Source organism: Stenotrophomonas maltophilia group sp. Smal13, assembly GCF_030236855.1.
GTDB lineage: Bacteria > Pseudomonadota > Gammaproteobacteria > Xanthomonadales > Xanthomonadaceae > Stenotrophomonas > Stenotrophomonas maltophilia_A.
In genome coordinates this window covers 12,422-29,891 of sequence record NZ_JASJSQ010000063.1, presented here as the reverse complement: position 1 = coordinate 29,891, position 17,470 = coordinate 12,422, and the positions used below count along the sequence as shown (strand labels likewise).

Below are 17,470 nucleotides of genomic sequence, written 5' to 3'. Positions count from 1 at the left end.
ACTCCCGCTGCCACAGCCGCCGGTGTCCGTCATGGCCTGGCGCGCGTGCTGTCCAAGGCCGGCGTGTGTTCGCGCAGCGAGGCCGCGCGCTGGATCGCCGATGGCCGCGTGCGCGTCTCCGGCCGCATCGTGCGGGATCCCGAATTCCCGATTGGGCAGCCGGCGCCGCCGATCGAGGTCGATGGCCAGCCGATGGGCGCGCCGCAGCGCCTGTACCTGATGCTCAACAAACCGCGTGGGGTGGTGACCACCGCGCAGGATGAGCGTGGCCGCGATACCGTGTACCGGTGCTTCGATGGTGCCGGCCTGCCGTGGATCGCGCCGGTCGGGCGCCTCGACAAGGCCAGTGAAGGGTTGTTGCTGTTCAGCAACGATCCGCAGTGGGCGGCGCGCCTGACCGACCCGCAGACCGGGCCGGACAAGACCTACCACGTGCAGGTCGACCGCCTGCCCGATGACGCCACGCTGGCGGCCCTGCAGGCCGGCGTGGACGACGAGGGCGAGTTCCTCGTCGCCCAGGCTGTGCGCGTGCTGCGCAGCGGCGATAAGACCGCGTGGCTGGAGGTGGTCCTCGACGAGGGCCGCAACCGCCACATCCGCCGCCTGTTGGCGGCCTTCGACCTGCAGGTGCTGCGCCTGGTCCGGGTTGCGATCGGCGGGCTGCAGCTCGGCGATCTCGGCAAGGGCCAGTGGCGGGTGCTGGAGGTCAGTGACCAGCAGCGGCTGGGGGCCGCTGCACCGGGCTGATCATCGCCCGCGGCCGGCGGTTGCCGGCCACCGTTCCAGGCGTAGGGGGCGTCTGGCTGCTGAATTTCCCGAACGGAGCCTGCCCATGTACCACCCGACCCTCAACCAAACCCTGCGCTGCGCAGGCCTGCTGCTGCCGATGGTGCTGCTGACCGCCTGTGGTGGCCACAAGAAGGTGGCCAAGGCGGAAATGCCGGCCGAGACCCCGGTGGTGGAAGTGAAGACCCCGGAGCTGGATGGTCGCGGCAGCTACCGCTTCCTGATGAGCAACGGCGACAAGAAGATGACCGCCGATGAGTTCGATGCCTGGATGAAGGCCAATGGCATCCGCGTTGCCAAGGGCAACGGCCAGGATGCTGCCGCCAAGCCGGTGGTGGTGGCCAGCAAGGACGAGCCGAAGGGCAAGAAGAAAAAGAAGTGATGCCGGGAAGGTGCCGACCTCGGTCGGCACGCCCTCACGCCCGGTAGGTGCCGACCTTGGTCGGCACGCTTTGGCCGGTGGGGATCAACCCTTGATCACGCCCAGCTCGACACCGATGCGGGTGAACGCATCGATCGCGCGGTCCAGATGCTCGCGACTGTGCGCGGCGCTGATCTGGGTGCGGATGCGGGCCTGGCCCTTGGGCACCACCGGGAAGAAGAAGCCGATCGCGTAGATGCCTTCTTCCAGCAGGCGCTCGGCGAACTTCTGCGCCAGCGGTGCGTCGTACAGCATCACCGGGCTGATCGGGTGTACGCCCGGCTTCACGTCGAAACCGGCGGCGACCATCTTTTCGCGGAAGTAGCGGGTGTTTTCCACCAGGGTGTCGCGCAGATCGTCAGCGGCGGCCAGCATCTCGAACGCTTTGATGCCGGCGGCCACCACATGCGGCGGCAGCGAGTTGGAGAACAGGTACGGGCGCGAACGCTGGCGAAGCAGCTCGATCACCTCGGCGCTGGCGCAGGTGAAGCCGCCCAGTGCACCACCCATGGCCTTGCCCAGGGTGCCGGTGATGATGTCGATCTTTTCCAGCACGCCCTTCACTTCGGCCGAGCCGCGGCCGGTGGCACCGAGGAAGCCGGTAGCGTGGCATTCGTCGATGTGCACCAGCGCGTTGTACTTCTTCGCCAGCGCGGTGATCTCGTCCAGCGGCGCAATGAAGCCGTCCATCGAGAACACGCCGTCGGTGGTGATCAGCTTGGTCTTGCAGCCGGCGGCGTCGGCGGCCTGCAGCTGGGCTTCCAGGTCGGCCATGTCGCAGTTGGCATAGCGGAAGCGCTTGGCTTTGCACAGGCGCACGCCGTCAATGATCGAGGCGTGGTTCAGCGCATCGGAAATGATCGCGTCGTTCTCGCCGAGCAGCGGCTCGAACAGGCCGCCGTTGGCATCGAAGCAGGCCGCGTACAGGATGGTGTCCTGCTTGCCGAAGAAGTCGGCGATCTGCTTCTCCAGCTGCTTGTGCAGGTCCTGGGTGCCGCAGATGAAGCGCACCGAGGCCATGCCGAAGCCGTGGGTATCCAGCGCATCCTTGGCGGCCTGGATCAGGTCCGGATGGTCGGCCAGGCCCAGGTAGTTGTTGGCACAGAAGTTCAGCACCTTGCGGCCGTCCTCGAGGGTGATCTCGGCCGACTGCGGGCTGGTGATGATCCGCTCGGACTTGAACAGGCCCTGGGCGCGGATGGCGTCCAGTTCCTCGGCGTAGTGGCGGGTCAGGGCGGAGGAGGCGTCGGTCATGGCGTGGGCACGGCTCTGAACGGGGAAACCGCTGATTCTACCGGGCATCGCCGCTTGCCGACCGGCCCGGATGGGGCATCGCCACGGCCGGCACATGTTGCATCGCAATAGCAAACTGGTTAAAAATTCGTGAACCGGAGCTGTCCCGCTCCGGCCGCTGCGCCCGCTCCCCGCCTTCCACGCCACCGCCCCCACCGGAGACGCTCATGAAGCACGCCCGTGCCTGCCTCGCCATTGCCGCTGCCCTGACCCTGGCCGCCCCGTTCGCCGCCAGCGCCCAGGAAAACGAATCGCCGTACAGCTGGAACGTCACCGCTGTTTCCGATTACCTGTTCCGTGGTGTGTCGCAGACCGACGAGGATCCGACCCTGCAGGCCGGTTTCACCTACACCAGCCCGGTTGGCCTGTATGCCGGCGTTTGGGGTTCGGGCGTGGACTTCGGTGCAGGTGATCCGAAGACCGAGGTCGACTACCTGATCGGCTACGGCGTGGACGTCACCGAGCGCGTCAACGTCGACGTGCTGCTGAACCGCTACACCTACCTGAAGTCCAGCCACCAGAACTACAACGAGCTGATCACCACCACCACGCTGGATGACACCTACAAGCTGACGGTGGCCTACACCAACGATGTATGGAACAGCAGCACCGATGGCTGGTACTTCGGCCTGGGTGGCAGCTGGGGCCTGCCGAAGGACTTCACCTTGAATGCCAATGTCGGCCGCAGCACGTTTGAAGACGGCATCGCCAAGGATTACACCGACTGGAATGTCGGCGTTGAGCGCCAGTTCGGGATGGCCAAGGTCGGCCTGGGCTACTACGGTACCGACGGCAACGGCCGCGACAACTCCGGCAAGCTGGCCCACAGCCGCGTGATGCTGAGCGTGGCCATCGGCAAGTAACGCTGCAGGCGTTACCGGTAGGTGCCAGGCTTGCCTGGCACGCTTTACGAAAAAGGCGCCCATCGGGCGCCTTTTTCAATTTCAAGGTGTGCCGAGCAAGCTCGGCACCCACCCATCGCGCGCGGCGAAGGGTCAATTCCAGCTCAACACCACCTTGCCGGCCTTGCCTTCTTCCATCAGGTCGAAGCCCTTCTGGAAGTCGTCGATCGGCAGCTGGTGGGTCATCACCTTGCCGAGCGGGAAGCCGGACAGCACCAGCTGGGTCATCTTGTACCAGGTCTCGTACATCTTGCGGCCGTAGATGCCCTGCACGGTCAGGCCCTTGAAGATGATCTTGTCCCAGTCGCAGCCGGCGCCCTTGGGCATGATCCCGAGCATGGCGATCTTGCCGCCGTGGTACATGCAGTCGAGCATGTCGTTGAACGCACGCGGGTTGCCGCTCATTTCCAGGCCCACGTCGAAGCCCTCCATGTGCAGTTCCTTCATCACGTCCTTCAGCGACTGGTTGGCCACGTTGACCACGCGGGTGGCACCCATGTCGGCGGCCAGCTTCAGGCGGAAGTCGTTGACGTCGGTCACCACCACGTTGCGTGCACCGATGTGCTTGCAGATGCCGGCGGCGATGATGCCGATCGGGCCGGCACCGGTGATCAGAACGTCTTCACCGATCACGTTGAACTCCAGCGCGCAATGCGCGGCGTTGCCGTACGGATCGAAGAACGCGGCCAGCTCGGACGGAATCTGGTCCGGGATCGGCCACAGGTTGCTGGCCGGCATCACCATGTACTCGGCGAAGGCGCCGTTGACGTTGACGCCGATGCCGACGGTGTTCGGACACAGGTGCGGGCGGCCGCCACGGCAGTTGCGGCAGTGGCCGCAGACGATGTGGCCTTCGGCCGAGACGCGCTGGCCGATTTCATAGCCGGTCACGGCCGAGCCGAGTGCGGCGACGCGACCGACGAATTCGTGGCCGATGGTCAGGCCCGGCTTGATCGTGCGCTGGCTCCACTCGTCCCACAGGTAGATGTGCAGGTCGGTGCCGCAGATCGCGGTCTTCTCGAGCTTGATCAGGACCTCGTTCGGGCCCGGGGTCGGAACCGGAACTTCTTCCAGCCAGATGCCCTTGGCCGCTTCGCGCTTGACCAGGGCCTTCATCGTTTGCTGCGCCATCGGGGTGGAACTCATCAGGGGGAAAGCGCGGATTATAGGGTGCCGCGCGGATTTCCCATGTTGCGCTGCGGGTGCAATGGCGGAACGAAAGGCGTGCGCCGGCGGGCGTTTCGAACGTGCTGCGAACAGCGGCGTCGCTTCGCTCGCCGGGCATGGCTCGGCGCTACCGTCCGAGGCCAGGGGACTGTGGGGAGGCGAGAGGCCAGGCCGATGCAGGACCGTGAGCGCCATGGATGGCGCGACCGAGCCCCCATGGATGGGTTTACGGCGTGTCCTGCATCGGCCTGGCCTCTCGTCTCTGACCCATCGCAATGGAGATGCTGAACGGTGGAAGCACCTGATTGCATGACTTCCGGGGTTCGGGGCGGGGCAGGGCGGCGGGCTACAATCGAAGGTTCCACTACCAGGGGCCGCTCCATGCGCTCGAACCTGCTTGCATTCTCCATCGTCGCCAGCCTTGGGCTGGCCCAGGTCGCCCATGCCGCTGAAGGCATGTGGGTGCCGCAGCAGCTGCCGGAAATCGCCGGCCCGCTGCAGAAGGCCGGCCTGAAGCTGTCCCCGGAACAGCTGGCCAACCTGACCGGCGACCCGATGGGCGCGGTCGTCGCCCTCGGCGGCTGCACCGCCAGCTTCGTCTCGCCGCAGGGCCTGGTGGTCACCAACCACCACTGCGCCTACGGCGCCATCCAGCTGAATTCGACCGCGCAGAAGAACCTGATCAAGGACGGCTTCAATGCGCCGACCCTGAAGGACGAACTGAGCGCCGGCCCGAACGCCCGCGTGTTCGTGCTCGACCAGATCACCGACGTCACCGCCCAGGCCAAGGCCGCCATTGCCGGCGCCGGCAACGACCCGCTGGCCCGCAGCCGCGCGCTGGACGCCTTCGACAAAGCCCAGGTCGCCGCCTGTGAAGCCGACGCCGGCTTCCGCTGCCGCCTGTACAGCTTCTCCGGCGGCAACACCTACCGCCTGTTCCGCAACATGGAAATCAAGGACGTGCGCCTGGTCTACGCCCCCCCGGGCAGCGTCGGCAAGTTCGGTGGCGACGTCGACAACTGGATGTGGCCGCGCCACACCGGCGACTTCTCGTTCTACCGCGCCTACGTGGGCAAGGACGGCAAGCCGGCCGCCTTCGCCGCCGACAACGTGCCGTACCAGCCCAAGCACTTCCTGAAGTTCGCCGACCAGCCGCTGGGCGCCGACGACTTCGTGATGGTGGCCGGCTACCCGGGCCGCACCAACCGCTATGCGCTGGCCGGCGAGTTCAACGAAACCGCCAGCTTCACCTACCCGACCATCGCCAAGCACTACAACGCGGTGCTGAAGATGATCGCCGACGCCGGCAAGGCCGACGCCGACGTCAAGGTGAAGTACGCAGCGACCGCCGCCAGCATGAACAACGTGGCCAAGAACTACCTGGGCCAGCTGGAAGGCTTCAAGCGCATCGACGCCGCAGGCCAGAAGCAGGCTGAAGAAGCCGCCGTGCTGGCCTGGCTGAAGAAGCAGGGCGCTGCCGGCAAGCCGGCCCTGGCCGCCCATGCGCAGCTGCTCAAGCATCTGGATACCAGCAAGTCGACCCGCGAACGCGACCTGTTCGTCGGCCAGTTCAACAACACCTCGGCCGTTGGCGCAGCGATCACCCTGTACCGCCTGTCGATCGAGCGCAGCAAGCCGGATGCCGAGCGCGAGGCCGGTTACCAGGAACGCGACCTGACCACCATCGAAGGTGGCCTGAAGCAGATGGACCGTCGCTACGTGGCAAAGATGGACCAGCAGCTGCAGACCTACTGGCTGGACCAGTACGTGGCCCTGCCGGCCGCGCAGCGCGACAACGAAGTGCTGAACAAGTGGCTGGCCGGCAGCGATGCCGCTGCGGTCAAGTCGCTGGTGAACAAGCTGGGCGGCACCGAGCTGGGCAGCCTGGACAATCGCCTGAAGTGGTTCAAGGCCGACCGTGCCGCGTTTGAAGCCAGCAGCGATCCGGCCATCCAGTACGCCGTGGCCGTCATGCCGGCACTGCTGAAGCAGGAAGAGCAGAAGAAGATCCGCGAAGGCGAATCGCTGACCGCCCGCCCGCTGTACCTGCAGGCCGTGGCCGACTACAAGAAGAGCCAGGGCGAGTTCGTCTATCCGGATGCCAACCTGTCGCTGCGCATCACCTTCGGCAACGTCATGGGCTATGGCAAGGACGGTGTGAAGTACACCCCGTTCACCACCCTGGAAGGCGTGGCGGCGAAGGAAACCGGTGAAGATCCGTTCGATTCGCCGAAGGCGCTGCTCGATGCGGTCAAGGCCAAGCGTTACGGCGGCCTGGAAGACAAGCGCATTGGTTCAGTGCCGGTGAACTTCCTGTCCAACCTGGACATCACCGGCGGCAACTCCGGTTCGCCGGTGCTGGATGCCAACGGCAAGCTGGTCGGCCTGGCCTTCGATGGCAACTGGGAATCGGTCAGCTCCAACTGGGTGTTCGACCCGGTGATGACCCGCATGATCGCCGTCGACAGCCGCTACATGCAGTGGATCATGCAGGAAGTGGCGCCGGCGCCGCAGCTGCTGAAGGAACTGAACCTGGTCAAGTAAGGTTCGCGGTTCGGGGCGGTCCATCCACGCATGGCGTGGATCTACTGCCTGTACCGAGGGTAGTGCCGGCCGCTGGCCGGCAACCTCGACCAGATAGCCGGAGTTTCCGAAACCCCGCGACGCAGGTCGCGGGGTTTTTTCATGCCCGGCCCGGCCGGGTGCGCCGAACAGGTATCATCCCTGTTCCGCGTACTTCACAGGATGTGAACGAAACGCGGAAACCTCCTCCCCCCAGGACCCCTTGCACGCATGCGCATCCTGCTTGCCCGCCACGGCGAAACGCCGTGGAACGCCGAAGGCCGCTACCAGGGCCAGATCGATATTCCGCTTTCGCCGATCGGTGAAGCCCAGGCCCAGGCACTGGGTGCCCGCCTGGCCTCGGTGGACATCACCCGTGCCGTCGCCTCGCCGCTGTCGCGCGCGCAGCGCACCGCGCAGCTGGCGCTTGGCGCCGCGCGTGCCGACATGCTGCTGACCGAGCCGGAGCTGCAGGAAATCGCCCACGGTGAGTGGGAAGGCCTGCTCGCCAGCGAGATCAACGAAAAGGATCCGTCGCGCCTGCAGGCCTGGCGCGAGGAGCCCGATACCGTGCTGATGCCCGGTGGCGAATCGCTGCGCCTGGTGCTGGAACGCAGCTGGCGTGGCCTGGCCCGTGCCACCGAAGGCCTCGGCGAGCACGACACCCTGCTGGTGGTTGCCCATGACGCGGTCAACCGCGTGATCCTGTGCAAGGTGCTGGGCCTGCCGATTTCCCGCCTGTGGACCTTCCGCCAGGCACCGACCACGCTCAACCTGCTCGAAGGCGCCGACCTGGACAGCCTGGAAGTGGTGCGCCTGAACGACTGCGCCCACCACACGCCGTTCTTCGGCGAAGCCAAGCACCGCGCACTCTGACCCGCCACACCGAACCACCTGTACCTGCTGGAAGCACTGCCGTGACGAACACCCCGACCACCCTGGCCGATTGGCTGGATTACATTGAACGCCAGCACCCGGCGACCATCGACATGGGCCTGGAACGCGTGCGCGCCGTGGCCACGGCGATGGGTCTTGGCGCGCCGGCCGGGCGCACCATCGTGGTCGGTGGCACCAACGGCAAAGGCTCCACCGTGGCCTTCATCGAGGCCATCGGCCGTGCTGCCGGTTGGAAGGTGGGTGCCTACACCTCGCCGCACCTGCTGCGCTACAACGAGCGCGTGCGCATCGACGGGCAGGACGTGGGCGATGCGGCGCTGGTTGCTGCGTTCAATGCCGTCGAAGCGGCACGCGGCGACACCACGCTGACCTATTTCGAGTACGGCACGCTCGCTGCTTTGCAGCTGTTCGCCGACGCCGGGCTGGACCTGGCGGTGCTGGAAGTGGGCCTGGGCGGCCGCCTGGATGCGGTCAACATCGTCGACGCCGACGTGGCGGTGATCACCACCGTGGACATCGACCATGCCGAGTGGCTGGGCGAGGACCGCGAATCGATCGGTACCGAGAAGGCCGGCATCATCCGCGGCTGGAAGCCGGTGATCCTGGGCGAGACCGATCCGCCGTCCAGCGTGCTGGCGCGTGCCTATCTGGTCGGTGCCAACGCGATCCGCGGCGGCAGCGATTACTTCTACGAGCCGATCGACGCCCAGCGCTGGCGCTGGCGCGACGTCGGCCTGCGCATGGAGCTGCCGACCCCGGCGCTGTCCGGCCCGATCCAGCTGGCCAATGCCGGTGCTGCCATCGCCGCCCTGCGCGCGCTGGACAAGCCGGTGCCGCGTGCGGCGTGGGCCGCGGGTATCGCAGCAGCGCGAATCTCCGGCCGCATGCAGGCATTCGAGCGCGACGGCGTGCAGATCCGCGTGGACGTGGGCCACAACCCACAGGCGGCGGGCCAGCTGGCGCGTGCGCTGAAGGCCGAAGTGTCAGCCGGCCGCACCCTGGCGGTGTACGCCGCGTTGCAGGACAAGGACGCGGCGGGTGTGGTGCAGGCCCTGCAGGACGTGGTGGCCGAGTGGACCCTGGCCGGGCTGGACGGTCCGCGTGGGCAGAGCGCCGCTCAGCTGCAGGCACGCCTGAGCGGTACGGTGGCGGCCAAGGCACCGCTGGCCGATAGCGTCGAACAGGCGCTGGCGCAGGTGCTGGCCCAGGCTGAGCGGGGTGACCGGGTGCTGGTGTTCGGCTCCTTCCATACCGCCGCTGCGGCCCTGCAGTGGCTGCAGGGCGACGCCTGACCCGCGTTCAGCCAACGCCGACGCCGGCCGGTCCGGCACCCGTATAATCGACGGCAATCTCCGGACAGTTGCCTGCCTCACGTGGATACGCCTCTGAAACAGCGTCTGATTGGTGCCATCGTGCTGGTGGCACTGGCCGTGATTTTCCTGCCGATGCTGGTCAAGGGACCCGCACCCGACAGCGGTGTCGCCAATGTGCCGATCGCCGCGCCGGATGCGCCGGCCGATGGTCAGTTCGAAACCCGTGAGCTGCCGCTGGTCGCCCCGGCCGGTGGTGCCACCGGCCTGCAGACCGGGCAGGCCAAGCCGCTGCAGGAGGCTGCCACGCCGGCTACGCCGCCGACCGTGGACACCTCGCCGGCAGTCGCCGCCGGCAACTATGCGGTCACCTTCGGTGCCTACGGCAGCAAGGCCGACGCCGATGCGGTGATCGCCTACCTGAAGCGCTCGCAGCTGCCGGGCTTCGCTGAAACGGCCACCATCAACGGCCGCCAGGCATGGCGCGTGCGCGTTGGACCTTACGCCGACCGTGCCCAGGCCGAAGCGGCCCGCCTGCAGGCGGTGAAGATCCGTGCGGATGTGAAGGCCGAAGTGATCACCCTGGACGCGGCGGCCGGCAGCAGTGCCCCGGTTGCGGCCACCCCGGCACCGGCTGCGCCGAGCGCCAGCACCCCGTCCGCAGCTGTTGCGCCCTCGGCCAGCGGCAACCCGGTCCGCAGCGAAAGCCTGCCGCCGAGCACGCCAACGGCGACCGCACCGCCGGCCGCCAAGCCGGAACCGCCGAAGCCGGCGCCGAAGCCCGAACCGAAGCCGGAGGCCACCGCCAGCAAGCCGGCGACGGTGCCGACCACACCGGCAGCACCGGCTGCCAGCGGCGTCGGCTTTGCCGTGCAGCTGGGCGCGTTCGGTCAGGCCAACGATGCCAATGCCCTGCGCGACAAGGTTCGTGCCGCTGGTTTCAGCGCTTTCGTCGAGCAGGTGCGCACGGACAAGGGCACCCTGCATCGCGTCCGCGTCGGGCCGGTGGCCAACCGCGCTGACGCCGAGCAGCTGAAGGCGCAGGTCGCCGCCAAGGTCGGCGTGGCCGGCATGGTCCGACCGCACCCATGACCCACGCGCAGCCCCGTTGCCAGCGCCGCCGAAGGAGCGGGGCGCCATGATCGACGTGGTGCTGCTGATCGTGATCGCCGCCTCGACCCTGCTGGGGATGCTGCGCGGCTTCGTCGGAATCGTCATCGGCACCCTGTCGTGGCTGCTGGCCGCGTGGGCGGCCTTCGCCTTCGGCAATGATGCCGCCCACTGGTGGGCCGCTCCGGCGGCCCCCGGTGGCGAACACTTCGTCGGTGGCTACCTGGGGGTCGGCATCGGCGTGATGATCGTGGTCGCGGTCATCGGCATGGTCATCAAAGCCCTGGTCCACCGCAGCATGCTGACCAGCCTGGACCGCCTGCTGGGCGGGGTGCTGGGCGCGGTGCGAGGCGGCCTGATCGCCGCGGTCCTGCTGCTGCTGGGCAGCTTCACCCCGCTGACCGCCGAACCCTCCTGGCAGCGCTCGGCGGTGCGTCCGTTGCTGAACCCGACCGTGGCCTGGATGAACAGCAAACTGCCGCACTGGGAGGTTCCCGGGGCCGATCTGCTGCCCAAGGCCTTGCCGACCGACGCGCTGTCCCCATCTGCATTGATGGAGTTGGGCAAGAACGCAGGCGCCGGGTTGGGAAAGCCGGGCGCGGCAGGCGATAATGGCATCCTCAACCAGGTAGTGGCAGGCAGCGGATGGCTGCGGCCTGCGAAAGCGGAACAGGGCGATTCCTACGATCCGGCCGAAGTGCGCCCGGACGCTCCTGCACTGCCGGACAGTATCGAGCCGGGCGATCCGGCCAACGTCGACCGCGCGCGCGGCGACCACCGCGGCCAGGTACGGCCACCTTCCTTGTAACTGGGCACAGCCCAGCGGAGACCTCGCACCATGTGTGGCATCGTCGGAATCGTCGGCAACCAGAACGTCGCCGGGCAGTTGTATGACGGCTTGACCGTTCTCCAGCACCGTGGCCAGGATGCGGCGGGCATCGCCACCGCCAGCGGCAGCCGCCTGCGCGTGCAGAAGGCCACCGGCCTGGTCCGCGATGTGTTCGATGCCCGCACCATGTCCACCCTGGAAGGCAGCGTCGGCATCGCCCATGTGCGCTACCCGACCGCCGGTTCGGAAGGCATGGACGAGGCACAGCCGTTCTACGTCAATTCGCCGTACGGCATCGCGCTGGCCCACAACGGCAACCTGATCAACACCGAAGCGCTGCGCCAGCAGGTGTTCGAACAGGACCGCCGCAACGTCAACACCGATTCGGACAGCGAAGTGCTGCTGAACGTGTTCGCCTATGAACTGGAGCAGCAGCGCCAGCTCAGCCCGGAAGCCGCGATCCGCGCGGTGGCCGGCGTGCACCGCCGCTGCAAGGGTGGCTATGCGGTGGTCAGCGTGGTGCTGGGCCTGGGCCTGGTCGCCTTCCGCGATCCGCATGGCATCCGGCCGCTGGTACTGGGCAAGCGCAGCCACGCCGAAGGTGACGAGTACATCGTCGCCTCCGAGTCGGCCGCGCTGGACGTGCTGGGCTTCCAGCGCGTGCGCGACGTGCAGCCGGGCGAAGCGCTGGTGATCACCGCGCGTGGCGAGCTGTTCTCGGAAATCTGCGCCGAGCCGGCCGAGCACACCCCGTGCATCTTCGAATACGTGTACTTCGCGCGCCCGGATTCGATGATCGACAACGTCTCGGTGCACAAGGCGCGCATGCGCATGGGCATCAAGCTGGGCGAGAAGATCCTGCGCCTGCGCCCGGACCACGACATCGACACCATCATCCCGATCCCGGATACCTCGCGCGATGCCGCGCTGGAGATCTCCAACGTGCTCGGGGTGAAGTACCGCGAAGGCTTCATCAAGAACCGCTACATCGGCCGCACCTTCATCATGCCGGGCCAGGGCGAACGCGTGAAGTCGGTGCGCCGCAAGCTCAACCCGATCCACCTGGAGTTCCGCAACCGCGTGGTGCTGCTGGTGGACGACTCGATCGTGCGCGGCACCACCAGCCAGCAGATCGTGCAGATGGCCCGTGATGCGGGCGCGCGCAAGGTCTACCTGGCCAGCGCGGCACCGCCGGTGCGCTACCCGAACATCTACGGCATCGACATGCCGGCGGCCGAAGAGCTGGTCGCGCACAACCGCACCGTGGAAGAGATCGAAGCCCACCTGGGCTGCGACTGGCTGATCTACCAGGACCTGGAAGACATGGAAGCGGCGGTGAGCGAGGGCAACCCGGCGCTGCGCAACTTCGATTCGTCCTGCTTCAACGGCCACTACCCGACGGGTATCGAGCCGGGCTACTTCGAGCGCATCCAGCAGCTGCGTTCGGACGACGCCAAGCACAAGCGCCGCGCCTGAGGTCCAGGCGTGGTCGATGTACCCGACGTTGGTGGCGACCTGCTGCGCGCTGCGCAGCAGTGCCTGGCCGAAGCCGACCCGCTGCGCAAGGTGGCGCTGACCCAGGCCTATGCCGCCGCGTTCCGTGCTGGCCGCCTGAAGGTGGCGGCCGATGCACCGCCGCCGGAGCCGATCCGCATGCCGGGCCGGCCGCCGCAGCTGGTGCTGGTGCATCCGCGTGAAGTGCCGCGGCGTGGACTGGGCGGTGTGGAAGGGCGTGCCGCCTTCATCCACGCCATCGCCCATATCGAACTCAACGCGATCGACCTGGCCTGGGATGCGGTATACCGCTTCCGTGGCCTGCCGCCGGCGTTCCATGCCGACTGGGTCAGCTGTGCCGACGACGAATCGCGGCACTTCATGCTGTTGCGCGAACGTCTGCAGGTGCATGGCCACGACTATGCCGATTTCCCAGCGCACAACGGCCTGTGGGAAATGTGCGAAAAGACCGCCCATGACGGCCTGGCACGCATGGCACTGGTGCCACGCGTGCTGGAGGCGCGCGGCCTGGACGTAACGCCCGGCATGATCGGGAAGCTGCGCAATGTCGGCGATGGCGAAACCGCCGATGTGCTGGAAGTGATCCTGCGCGAGGAAGTGGCGCACGTCGCTGCCGGTTCGCGCTGGTATCGCTGGTACTGCGACCGCGCCGCTGTCGAGCCGCGTGCGCGCTTCAAGGAACTGCTGGTGGAGTACGCCGGCGGCTACCTGCATGGGCCATTCAACATCGAAGCGCGCCTGCTGGCCGGGTTCGATGCGGATGAGTTGGCCAACCTGATTGAACAGGCCGGTTGAAGAAAAGGGGACGGAGGGGATTAAGTCGTTTGTGGCACAAACGACTTAATCCCCTCCGTCCCTTTTTTCATGCGTTCGGCAACACCACGCGCTTGCCATCCACCGTTGGCCGGTTGATGTAGAACAGGCCGGGACCCGGCCGGTACGGCAGTTCGCTGACGCCGGCATCGGCGGCGTAGGTCAGTGCGGTGTCGCCCAGTGCATCGAAGTTCCAGTGCGCCGACTGCATCAGGTAACGCCGTCGCAGCAGCGCCTCCTGTGTCTGCGTCAGCGGCTGTCCGGCAACCAGTCGGCGTGCGATCGGCTGCAGGGCGGACGGCAGCTCCCAGCCGGGAACTCCAGCGGCATTGGCGGTCCATTGCACGCCAGCATCGATGGCCTGCTGCTGCATCACCTGCAGTGCGATCAGCTGGTAACGCCAGTCGATGCGCCGACGCAGCACCACCGCGGCGGTCACATACAGCACCGGCGACAACAGCACGCTGCGGCTGCCGGCGCGACGCTGCTGCTGCCACTGGTGCCAGACGTCCACCCAGATCTCCTTTTCACCCACGCCCAGCTGCTGCCGCCAGCGTTCGGCGTCGGCCTGCGTTTCGGCGTAGGCCGTGGTGGCCTGCAGCAACGCCAGTGGAGGGACCTGGTAGTCGGAAACCGCTGGGCGACGCAGCTGCTGCCGGCGTGGACGGCTGAGCAGCTTGGGCCCTTCTTCCAGCTGGTTGTAGCCACCGCCGATGTTGGCGTGCACGCCGGGCAGGGCGATCTCGGTGAACGTTGGCGCGACGCTGGTCAATGGATAGTGTTGGCGATGCTCGTCACGCGCGGCCAGTTGCACGACGTGTGCCGCGATGCCACTGCGCAGGGCGAGCTGCGGGTGTTCATCGGCGCGGCCACCATTGACTGCAACCACGGTGTCGAACAGTCCGATGAAGCGCAGCACCGGCGTGACGGCGGCGAAGTCCGCAGTGCAGGGCAGGCCGGCGCCCTGCAGCAGCTGGCGCCAGCGCGCGCTGTCCCAGGCCTGCAGCTGGTTTGAGATATCACGTACCGCGGCAGCACCGCGCGAATAGCCGAACAGATCCAGCTGCACGCCACGCAGCGGTCGCTGCCAGCGCGCGGACAGCTCGGCCAGTGCCGCCGGCAGCAGCACCTGCAGCGCGCGCTGCACTTTCGCGCGAACGCCACTGGCACCGATGCCGAAGGCCAGTCCGATCAGATCATCATCGGCATCATCGCGGGTCCCCACGCCCTCGACATAGATCGACAGCGAAGGCGCGGCCATCGCATCGCGGCGGCTGTCCGGATACAGCTGCTGCAGGCGCGCGATGTTGGTCAGGCCGTTGTCGTAGCTGCTGGTCAGCCGGCTCTGGTAGGTCGAATCATCATCCGCGCGCAGCTGCGCCGGGCGTGGCTGCGGAACCTGTGGGCGACCGCGTGCCAGGTTGTGTGCGTTGTTGCGGGTGCCATCGAAGAACAGGCCGATCCGCAGCAAGCCGACATCTTCGTCCGTGTCCTGCGATGGTGCCATGTGCATTCCCCGTCGTGGCTGCGTCACGGTAGCGCGAAAGCGGTGTATTGGCGAAGTGTAGTGACGCTTTTGACCTTACTTAACGCAGATGCGGTCGATCACAGTTCCTGATTTTCATTCCCATCTTCTATTGAATTCACACGACCCGCGCAGGCCAGATGGCCAGACCCGGTAGACCCGGGCGTGCTGCATCAACGCTGTTCACATCATTCAAGGAGCGACGCAATGTTGTCCAGATCGATTGGCAAAGCGGCAGGTGGCCTGGTGTTGGGTTTGTCGGTGGCAGCGGCCGCGCATGCGGCACCGTTGTTCGAGCCGGTGACGGTCATCAGCCGCGCATCGGCAAACAGTGAGCCCGCGCTGGGCAAGCTGCTGGCCACCCCGTCCACCGCGACGGTACAGGAAGTGCGTGTCGACGCTGCTGCCACTGCGCAGCCGCAGCTGGAGTTCGAACTGCTTGGCCAGCGCGTGCAGGCGGTGCGCAGCAAGGTGGAAGCCCTGCCCGATGGCGGCAGCATCTGGTACGGCCAGTTGCGCTCGCCGTCCGATCGGCTGACTGCCGCCACTTCGAATGGCCAGGATGATCCCGGTAATTCAGTGATCCTGGTGCGTTCGGGCAACACCCTCACCGGTTCGATCCGCAAGGACGGCAAGCTGTATCGCCTGCGCCCACTGGGCAACCGCCATGTACTGGTGGAAGTGGATGAATCGCGGATGCCGGCCGATCATCCGGCCGACTACAACCAGCTGCCGAAAATCCCGATGGGCAACAATGACCGCATCGGCATCGCGCAGGCCTCGTCCGGTACCCCGGCCACCATCCGCGTGCTGGTGGTGGCAACCAATGCAGCGGTAACGGCCTATGGCGGCAACATGCAGTCGCTGGTGCAGCTGGCGGTGGCCGAATCCAACCAGGGCTACGTCAACAGCAACGTGGGCATCACCCTGCAGCTGGCCGGCTATGAAACCACCAGCTACACCGAATCCGGCAACTTCACCACCGACCTGACCCGCTTCCGCAACACCAGCGACGGCTACATGGACAGCATCCACACCAGCCGCAACAACACTGCGGCCGATGTCGGCGTGCTGCTGATCAACAACACGAGCTACTGCGGGTTGGCCTCGGGCATCGGTTCGACGGCATCGACGGCGTTCGCGGCGGTGTACTGGGACTGCGCGACCGGCTATTACTCCTTCGCGCATGAGATCGGCCACCTGCAGAGTGCGCGGCACGATATCGCCAGTGATCCCAGCACGTCGCCCTATGCTTATGGGCACGGCTATCGCTACGAGCCGTCCTCCGGTTCGCGCTGGCGCACGATCATGGCTTATGACTGCTCGGCCGGCTGCCCGCGCCTGAACTACTGGTCCAACCCGAACATCAGCTACAACGGCATCCCGATGGGCAATGCAAGCACCGCCGACAACCAGCGCGTGCTGGTCAATACCAAGGCCACCATCGCGGCCTTCCGCTGAGGCCAAACGCCGACCGAGGTCGGCGTCTACCCGGGTGCGTTCACCTGCCCTGGTAGATGCCAACCTTGGTTGGCACCCCGCGATCCATCATTCGCGCGCGAGCGTATCCAGCGACCAGCCGCCGGCATCCACGCGCAGCACCGATCCCTGTTCGTACCAGTCACCCAGCACGATGCGGTTGCAGGCGCGGCCACCGGCCTGCAGCGTGTGCACCGCCGGGCGATGGGTGTGGCCGTGGATCATGGTGTCCACGCCATGGCGCACGAAGGTGGCATCGACTTCGGCGGGTGACACGTCGGTTACCGACTCGAACTGCGCACGATCATCCTGCTTCATTTCCGACTGGCGGGCCTGGCTGGCGTCGCGTGCCTTCTGCGCGAAGGCGATGCGTGCGGCCAGCGGCTGCGACAGGAACTGCGCCTGGAAGACCGGGTCGCGCGTCTGTGCACGGAACTGCTGGTAGGGGATGTCGTCCGTGCACAGCAGGTCGCCGTGCTGCAGCAGCACCGGGCGGCCGTACAGGTCGATCACGCACGGGTCAGGCAGGATGCGCAGGCCGGCACGGCGCGCATAGTCTTCGCCGAGCAGGAAGTCGCGGTTGCCGCGGATGAAGTACACCGGTACGCCGCTGTCGGAAAGTACCTTCAGCGCGTCGGCCACCGCATCGGCAGCAGGCGAGGGCGTGTCGTCGCCGATCCAGGCTTCGAACAGGTCGCCGAGGATGTACAGCGCATCGGCGCCGGGCGCCTGCTCGCGCAGGAAGCGCAGGAACAGGTCGGTGATCTCCGGACGGCTGGGGTCCAGGTGCAGGTCGGAAATGAACAGCGTGGTCATGCAGGCATTCTAGGGCATCCACCGCCGGGCATGGCCTGGCGCTAC

15 protein-coding genes are annotated in these 17,470 nt (G+C 66.9%); 11 read left to right on the top strand and 4 right to left on the bottom strand.

The window, feature by feature from the left end:
* Positions 1–747, top strand: a 747-nt coding sequence (locus tag QRO95_RS18165; protein ID WP_285303140.1) for a pseudouridine synthase, incomplete at its 5' end; no start/stop codon positions are given.
* A gap of 85 nt (positions 748–832) precedes the next feature.
* Positions 833–1,168 carry a hypothetical protein gene (locus QRO95_RS18160; RefSeq protein ID WP_049463434.1) on the top strand — a complete coding sequence of 112 codons (336 nt, stop codon included), beginning with the start codon at positions 833–835 and terminating at the stop codon, positions 1,166–1,168.
* Between the two features lie 84 nt (positions 1,169–1,252).
* Here QRO95_RS18160 and kbl read toward each other — a convergent pair whose 3' ends face one another.
* Positions 1,253–2,461 carry a glycine C-acetyltransferase gene (gene kbl, locus QRO95_RS18155; RefSeq protein WP_005408238.1) on the bottom strand — a complete coding sequence of 403 codons (1,209 nt, stop codon included), beginning with the start codon at positions 2,459–2,461 and terminating at the stop codon, positions 1,253–1,255.
* A gap of 206 nt (positions 2,462–2,667) precedes the next feature.
* Between kbl and QRO95_RS18150 the strand changes: the two genes are divergently transcribed.
* Positions 2,668–3,363: a TorF family putative porin gene (locus tag QRO95_RS18150; RefSeq protein ID WP_071229157.1), complete on the top strand. Its 696-nt coding sequence runs from the start codon at positions 2,668–2,670 to the stop codon at positions 3,361–3,363.
* A 132-nt stretch (positions 3,364–3,495) separates the two neighbouring features.
* Here the strand turns inward: QRO95_RS18150 and tdh are convergent, their stop codons facing one another.
* The gene (gene tdh, locus QRO95_RS18145; protein ID WP_010483949.1) at positions 3,496–4,518 is read right to left on the bottom strand and encodes an L-threonine 3-dehydrogenase; all 1,023 of its coding nucleotides are present in this window, start codon (positions 4,516–4,518) and stop codon (positions 3,496–3,498) included.
* A 432-nt stretch (positions 4,519–4,950) separates the two neighbouring features.
* Between tdh and QRO95_RS18140 the strand changes: the two genes are divergently transcribed.
* The 7 genes from QRO95_RS18140 (at position 4,951) to QRO95_RS18110 (ending at position 13,587) form a co-directional block, all read left to right on the top strand.
* Positions 4,951–7,113: a S46 family peptidase gene (locus QRO95_RS18140; protein ID WP_049400929.1), complete on the top strand. Its 2,163-nt coding sequence runs from the start codon at positions 4,951–4,953 to the stop codon at positions 7,111–7,113.
* Positions 7,114–7,362: 249 nt separating this feature from the next.
* Positions 7,363–8,007, top strand: coding sequence for a histidine phosphatase family protein (locus QRO95_RS18135; RefSeq protein ID WP_010483945.1), 645 nt, complete (start codon positions 7,363–7,365; stop codon positions 8,005–8,007).
* A 41-nt stretch (positions 8,008–8,048) separates the two neighbouring features.
* Positions 8,049–9,320 carry a bifunctional tetrahydrofolate synthase/dihydrofolate synthase gene (folC, locus tag QRO95_RS18130; protein ID WP_285303139.1) on the top strand — a complete coding sequence of 424 codons (1,272 nt, stop codon included), beginning with the start codon at positions 8,049–8,051 and terminating at the stop codon, positions 9,318–9,320.
* A gap of 81 nt (positions 9,321–9,401) precedes the next feature.
* Entirely contained in the window at positions 9,402–10,430 is a 1,029-nt protein-coding gene (locus QRO95_RS18125; RefSeq protein ID WP_100437391.1) for an SPOR domain-containing protein, read from the top strand.
* A gap of 46 nt (positions 10,431–10,476) precedes the next feature.
* A complete protein-coding gene (locus tag QRO95_RS18120) occupies positions 10,477–11,256 on the top strand; it encodes a CvpA family protein (protein WP_049400926.1) in 780 nt (259 codons plus the stop codon).
* A 30-nt stretch (positions 11,257–11,286) separates the two neighbouring features.
* Entirely contained in the window at positions 11,287–12,753 is a 1,467-nt protein-coding gene (gene purF, locus QRO95_RS18115; RefSeq protein ID WP_032129068.1) for an amidophosphoribosyltransferase, read from the top strand.
* Positions 12,754–12,762: 9 nt separating this feature from the next.
* Positions 12,763–13,587, top strand: a complete 825-nt coding sequence (locus QRO95_RS18110) for a ferritin-like domain-containing protein (protein WP_049400925.1) — start codon at positions 12,763–12,765, stop codon at positions 13,585–13,587.
* A 67-nt stretch (positions 13,588–13,654) separates the two neighbouring features.
* Here QRO95_RS18110 and QRO95_RS18105 read toward each other — a convergent pair whose 3' ends face one another.
* Positions 13,655–15,112: a DUF2235 domain-containing protein gene (locus tag QRO95_RS18105; protein ID WP_285303138.1), complete on the bottom strand. Its 1,458-nt coding sequence runs from the start codon at positions 15,110–15,112 to the stop codon at positions 13,655–13,657.
* 225 nt (positions 15,113–15,337) lie between these two features.
* On the opposite strand from QRO95_RS18105, the gene QRO95_RS18100 reads away from it, so the two are divergent.
* On the top strand, positions 15,338–16,591 hold the full coding sequence (locus QRO95_RS18100) for a zinc-dependent metalloprotease (protein WP_049400924.1): 1,254 nt from the start codon (positions 15,338–15,340) through the stop codon (positions 16,589–16,591).
* Between the two features lie 87 nt (positions 16,592–16,678).
* Here QRO95_RS18100 and lpxH read toward each other — a convergent pair whose 3' ends face one another.
* The gene (gene lpxH / locus QRO95_RS18095; protein ID WP_182267322.1) at positions 16,679–17,425 is read right to left on the bottom strand and encodes a UDP-2,3-diacylglucosamine diphosphatase; all 747 of its coding nucleotides are present in this window, start codon (positions 17,423–17,425) and stop codon (positions 16,679–16,681) included.
* Positions 17,426–17,470: the final 45 nt, after the last annotated feature.

What these genes read in the sequence shown, in the direction of transcription:
- kbl (WP_005408238.1), bottom strand. Translation starts at nt 2,461, where the DNA reads ATGACCGACGCCTCCTCCGCCCTGACCCGCCACTACGCCGAGGAACTG.
- QRO95_RS18150 (WP_071229157.1), top strand. Translation starts at nt 2,668, where the DNA reads ATGAAGCACGCCCGTGCCTGCCTCGCCATTGCCGCTGCCCTGACCCTG.
- QRO95_RS18105 (WP_285303138.1), bottom strand. Translation starts at nt 15,112, where the DNA reads ATGGCACCATCGCAGGACACGGACGAAGATGTCGGCTTGCTGCGGATC.
- QRO95_RS18140 (WP_049400929.1), top strand. Translation starts at nt 4,951, where the DNA reads ATGCGCTCGAACCTGCTTGCATTCTCCATCGTCGCCAGCCTTGGGCTG.
- purF (WP_032129068.1), top strand. Translation starts at nt 11,287, where the DNA reads ATGTGTGGCATCGTCGGAATCGTCGGCAACCAGAACGTCGCCGGGCAG.
- lpxH (WP_182267322.1), bottom strand. Translation starts at nt 17,425, where the DNA reads ATGACCACGCTGTTCATTTCCGACCTGCACCTGGACCCCAGCCGTCCG.
- QRO95_RS18100 (WP_049400924.1), top strand. Translation starts at nt 15,338, where the DNA reads ATGTTGTCCAGATCGATTGGCAAAGCGGCAGGTGGCCTGGTGTTGGGT.
- QRO95_RS18120 (WP_049400926.1), top strand. Translation starts at nt 10,477, where the DNA reads ATGATCGACGTGGTGCTGCTGATCGTGATCGCCGCCTCGACCCTGCTG.
- QRO95_RS18160 (WP_049463434.1), top strand. Translation starts at nt 833, where the DNA reads ATGTACCACCCGACCCTCAACCAAACCCTGCGCTGCGCAGGCCTGCTG.
- tdh (WP_010483949.1), bottom strand. Translation starts at nt 4,518, where the DNA reads ATGAAGGCCCTGGTCAAGCGCGAAGCGGCCAAGGGCATCTGGCTGGAA.
- QRO95_RS18135 (WP_010483945.1), top strand. Translation starts at nt 7,363, where the DNA reads ATGCGCATCCTGCTTGCCCGCCACGGCGAAACGCCGTGGAACGCCGAA.